The sequence below is a fragment of the Paraburkholderia sp. BR10923 genome (genome assembly GCF_040948765.1).
Classification (GTDB): Bacteria; Pseudomonadota; Gammaproteobacteria; order Burkholderiales; family Burkholderiaceae; genus Paraburkholderia; species Paraburkholderia youngii.
This window is the reverse complement of sequence record NZ_JBFPKO010000091.1, coordinates 1-4,249: the sequence shown is the minus strand read 5'-3', so window position 1 is coordinate 4,249 and position 4,249 is coordinate 1. Positions and strand designations below refer to the sequence as shown.

General features: G+C 59.9%; 5 protein-coding genes. All 5 read left to right on the top strand.

Features of this window, described 5'->3' with window-relative positions; translation table 11 throughout:
• The first annotated feature begins 608 nt into the window (after positions 1-608).
• Positions 609-836, top strand: coding sequence for a hypothetical protein (locus AB3X94_RS41275; protein WP_368614428.1), 228 nt, complete (start codon positions 609-611; stop codon positions 834-836).
• A 45-nt stretch (positions 837-881) separates the two neighbouring features.
• Positions 882-1,538, top strand: a complete 657-nt coding sequence (locus tag AB3X94_RS41270; protein WP_368594352.1) for a hypothetical protein — start codon at positions 882-884, stop codon at positions 1,536-1,538.
• Positions 1,539-1,930: 392 nt separating this feature from the next.
• A complete protein-coding gene (locus AB3X94_RS41265) occupies positions 1,931-2,317 on the top strand; it encodes a hypothetical protein (RefSeq protein WP_176112092.1) in 387 nt (128 codons plus the stop codon).
• 28 nt (positions 2,318-2,345) lie between these two features.
• The gene (locus tag AB3X94_RS41260) at positions 2,346-3,647 is read left to right on the top strand and encodes a S8 family serine peptidase (RefSeq protein ID WP_368594353.1); all 1,302 of its coding nucleotides are present in this window, start codon (positions 2,346-2,348) and stop codon (positions 3,645-3,647) included.
• Positions 3,648-3,736: 89 nt separating this feature from the next.
• A complete protein-coding gene (locus AB3X94_RS41255) occupies positions 3,737-3,988 on the top strand; it encodes a transposase (protein WP_368614427.1) in 252 nt (83 codons plus the stop codon).
• The last annotated feature ends 261 nt before the right edge of the window (positions 3,989-4,249 follow it).

The following is a 4,249-nucleotide window of genomic DNA, read 5'->3' as shown; positions in this document are numbered from 1 at the left end:
TAAAGGCCGACGCCTGCGGAGCGGTTTAGCACAAACATTTTTTTGATTACCGATCGCGGACCGGCCCCGACCGGCCTGTTCACGCGTCAGTGGCCGCGATCGCCAACCAAAAAAATCTCTGCTCTATCTCTTCAAAGAGATAGGAGGCACAGTCACGCAAGTCATGTGCTCGCCAGCGGAGCCAAACTGACCAGTGCGCGACAACCTGCGCCATGCGTCAATCGCGACGACGTCGATGTACCTGCACGGCGACGAAATGCAGCGTGCGAGGGATATGGATCAGGCCTTCTCCGCCCCAAAATAGCTCGCTACCTTGTTGATCGAAGAATTTCGAAAATATGCGGTTCCGGCTTACAACCCCAAAATCGGTGAATCATAGTGGCCTACTCAGCGGGAGGTTCCATCATTGGACTACGCTTGATTCGCATCAATGAGTCTGTCACTGGTCGGGACTATGCTACCTTCATAGTGAAGAAATGGGTTTTTCCCATTCCTACCCAGTTCGTCGGAGAAAGCGCAGTCTGCGCAGTGGAACGGAAGCGAAGGAATGCAACCGGCCATTCCACCGCGCGTGCCCAGTCAATTTAATGATTTTCCGCGAGATCATCATGTCCGGAACAGGAGTTCATGTAGATACCGAAAGCGAAATGTTTCGCGACACAACCGACCGCGAACAAGTACGCATCGGTAACTGTCTTTCCGAGCGCGAATTTGAAACTGCGTGCGTGACGGCATATGACGCTCGTCTGGACGCTGTGCCCAACGGCGGCAAGACGAGCGCCGGTGCCGCGCCCTTGGATTTGATCGAAGGCCGACGCTCAAGCCGACCCGACTGACGGAGCTTGGAAACTGAAACACACTTACTTTAACGGGAGGGCGTTATGCTGCAAACCACTGCCGATGTTTTCTCCGGCCGTCCTAATCCAACTTGGATCGTCTCAGATGATCAGGAAATCCGCGCCGCGCTCCGCGATGCAGCGAAAGTCAGCGCAGCGTCGATCTCCGCCGCTAGCGAGTCGGGAGGCCGAGGCGAGCTGCGCGGCTTCTATCTCAACGCTGCCAACGATGAGCTGGCCGCGGATCACGGCATATCATCGTCGTTGTACGTTCCGCTCGGTTCCGGCGGCGGCTCGGGCACGTCGCGTGAGCTCGCTGAACGCCTAATTAATCTTGCCTCCGATCAAGGTGTCGCGGCCGGCGCACTTGCCGATGGCGTCGAGGAATCGAATGTCATCAACCATGAAATGCTGCGCGGTCTTCTCACGCAAAAGCTGGGCAAGGAAACAGGTGTGAGTTCCCCCAATTCGAACGCGGCAGCGGAATCTGAGGCTGCCGCCGAGCTTGAGCGTGCGGCGCCTGCGGTGACTTGCTGGGTCGAGTATGCTGCCTATTATCCCGGCTTCTGGAACAACGATCCCAACATCCGCGCGCCCAACAACTGCTACAACTACGCGAGTAATAAACGCACCGACACGTTCGCCCAACCGGGCCGCAGCAGTGGACACATCAACACGGCCATCACTTGCACCGCAGTGTGATAGGGGGCGCTGAGCGACGGCTTGCACCGGCGATACGTCTGCTTCCCAGATAGCGAAAAGCCGCGTTATCTGGTCGCGCTCGTTATCGCTCCCAGCCCGGGCTTCGTGGATTTTCACTGGTATCGCAAGAACAAGGAAGGTTTCTGTTGTCACAAGCCCGGCGGAACTGCCGTCAGGAGCGTGGACAATAGCAATCGGATCATTACCGATCCTTCGACGTGCGACCGCGGACCCTACACGCAGTTTTGTGGTTACTTTTATACCTGTCGTTCGCAACGCATTCGCTGATCGCAGCACGGCCGGCCACGCATCAAGGCGCGGCAACGTCGTCTGCCTGCGAGTCGCCGGTCGGGTCGCGGTTGCATGCAGGCTACTACGGAGCGCACAGCGCAATGAGATTTCAGATCGACCTTTTCAGCGGACAGCCCAATCCGTCGTGGGTATTGACGGAGTGCGAAGTCCTCGAACTCCAACGCCGCCTAGGCGGCCTACATGCAAGCGCGAAGAATGTCCTGCCCGATCAGCTCGGCTATCGCGGTTTGCTTGGCACGGTCGAGCCAGCGTCGGCTGATGCGCGACCGCCCGCATCAGCCGACGAGGTCGTTGCCATCGAACTTGGATGCGGCGTGGTTAGGGTGACGCGCAGGAATGGCGCGGTCGAGTTTCTGGCGGACACCGGCCGCTCGGTCGAGCTGTGGCTCTTGACCACTGCTCAGGGAAACGTCGACGAGGCCATCCGGAAGGTAGCGGTCGCGGACGCCGGCCGGGTGTGCTCGTAGGCCGTCCCGCCATCAGGAGGAACCGAAGATGAATTCCGAAGTAAACCAAAACGTCACGCCCGAAACCACGGGCCGATTTATCGTGACCTTTCGTGAGGGCGCGCACAAGGATGCATTGTCGGTACTTGCCGACAGCACCGGTGTGGCCGAGTCAAAAATGTTGAAGAGCGATGATTTCGGCGCGTCCGGTTTGGATGTGGAGCGGGTTCCGGCAGACGGTGGCGCGGTGCTGGATACCCTCGGGATCGCGGTGGTCAACATCGACCCAAGTGCCGCCGGCTCGCTGGCGATGACGGCGGGCGAGGATTCCGCTATCTTGGCGGTCGAACCCGAGGGCGTGATGTATGCGCTGGGGGAACCGAGTCCGATGTCACTCGACTATTTGCGCGGTTTCCGGGATGCTGCTCAAAGCCTGTATGCGTCGGCCAGCGAAGGGCCGGCGGGGGAAGATCTGCTCGATGTCGAAGCAGCGTTTGTCGACACGGCAACGCTGACCTGGGGACTGCAAGCCACCAAGGTGGCGACGTCGCGGTATTCAGGCCAGGGAATCAATGTGGCGGTGCTGGACACGGGGTTCTTCTTGGCGCATCCAGATTTCGTCGGCCGCCAGATCGAACCGACATCGTTCATCGCCGGAGTGGCCAGCGCCAACGACGGCCACGGCCACGGCACGCACTGCATCGGCACCGCTTGCGGCCCGCTGCATCCCGCTTTGGGGCCGCGCTACGGCATTGCTCACAAGGCCACGATCTTCGTCGGCAAGGTGTTGACAGATCAGGGACGTGGCGTTGACGGCGACGTCCTCGCTGGCATCGACTGGGCAGTGAGGAACAAGTGTCATGTGATTTCGATGTCGCTGGGCGCAAACGTCGCCACGACCTCGGTGGCATACGAAACTGCTGGCCAACGCGCCTTGGATGCCGGATGCATGATCGTGGCCGCCGCAGGCAACAACGCGCAGCGCTCCGCTGGCCAGTTTAGCTTCGTTTCGCGACCAGCTAACAGCCGATCGTTCATGGCGGTCGGTGCGCTAGACTCGGGCTTGCGCATTGCCGACTTTTCGGCTCGGGACACGGTTCGCCAGCCCGGCACGGCGGTAGACATCGCAGGCCCGGGCGTCGCCGTGTACTCGTCGTGGTCGATGCCCACTCGTTACCGCACCATCTCGGGAACCAGCATGGCGACGCCGCATGTGGCGGGGATCGCGGCACTCTGGGCGCAAGCTAGCGGCGCACGCGGCGCGGCACTGTGGCAGCGTCTCATCGCCAATACGCGCGGACTGTCGTTGCCGACGTCCGATGTCGGCTGGGGTTTGACGCAAGCTCCCTGAACTTTAGTGACGAATAAAAGACGCCCTTCCATCGCGGGGCGGAAGGTCAGAAGCTAGGTGTCCACGTGGACGCCTGCACACTGACACTGATGACAGAGAACAAAGACCTCAAGAGCCGTCTGGTGATTGGCGAGAAGCGCGACGGCCGACGCGAGTATGACGAAGCCGCACGTGACGAACTGGTCAGGATGTGCCTGAAGCCCGGTGTGTCAATCGCGCGCACGGCCATGGAGCACGACGTAAATCCGAATCAGCTTCGCAAGTGGATTACTCGCTACGGCTTTGTCCGGATGGGGGTATTGCAAAGATGCTGCGGGTTGTGTAAAAGCGCAACATCATGAAGCCAGCATTGAATAATGCCATATAAAGCCAGACTAAAGACGGGTGAACCGCGCAAGCGCAAGAAGCCGGGGTACCGGGTGACGAACGCGCGGGCGTATAACCAGAGCCTGAGAAAGTGCGGCATGATACAGCACTGTATGTGCCGGGCGGCGATCTGAAGGCGCAGCTTATCAACGCAAAGATCCGTACGCCGGGCGTGTCGGGGCGTGAGCCGACCTACGCCACGGCGTACATCGAGCTGATCTTTACCTTCTACCGGC

Excerpts from the sequence above, each read along its gene's own strand:
- AB3X94_RS41260 (WP_368594353.1), top strand. The coding sequence starts at position 2,346 with ATGAATTCCGAAGTAAACCAAAACGTCACGCCCGAAACCACGGGCCGA.
- AB3X94_RS41275 (WP_368614428.1), top strand. The coding sequence starts at position 609 with ATGTCCGGAACAGGAGTTCATGTAGATACCGAAAGCGAAATGTTTCGC.
- AB3X94_RS41270 (WP_368594352.1), top strand. The coding sequence starts at position 882 with ATGCTGCAAACCACTGCCGATGTTTTCTCCGGCCGTCCTAATCCAACT.
- AB3X94_RS41255 (WP_368614427.1), top strand. The coding sequence starts at position 3,737 with ATGACAGAGAACAAAGACCTCAAGAGCCGTCTGGTGATTGGCGAGAAG.
- AB3X94_RS41265 (WP_176112092.1), top strand. The coding sequence starts at position 1,931 with ATGAGATTTCAGATCGACCTTTTCAGCGGACAGCCCAATCCGTCGTGG.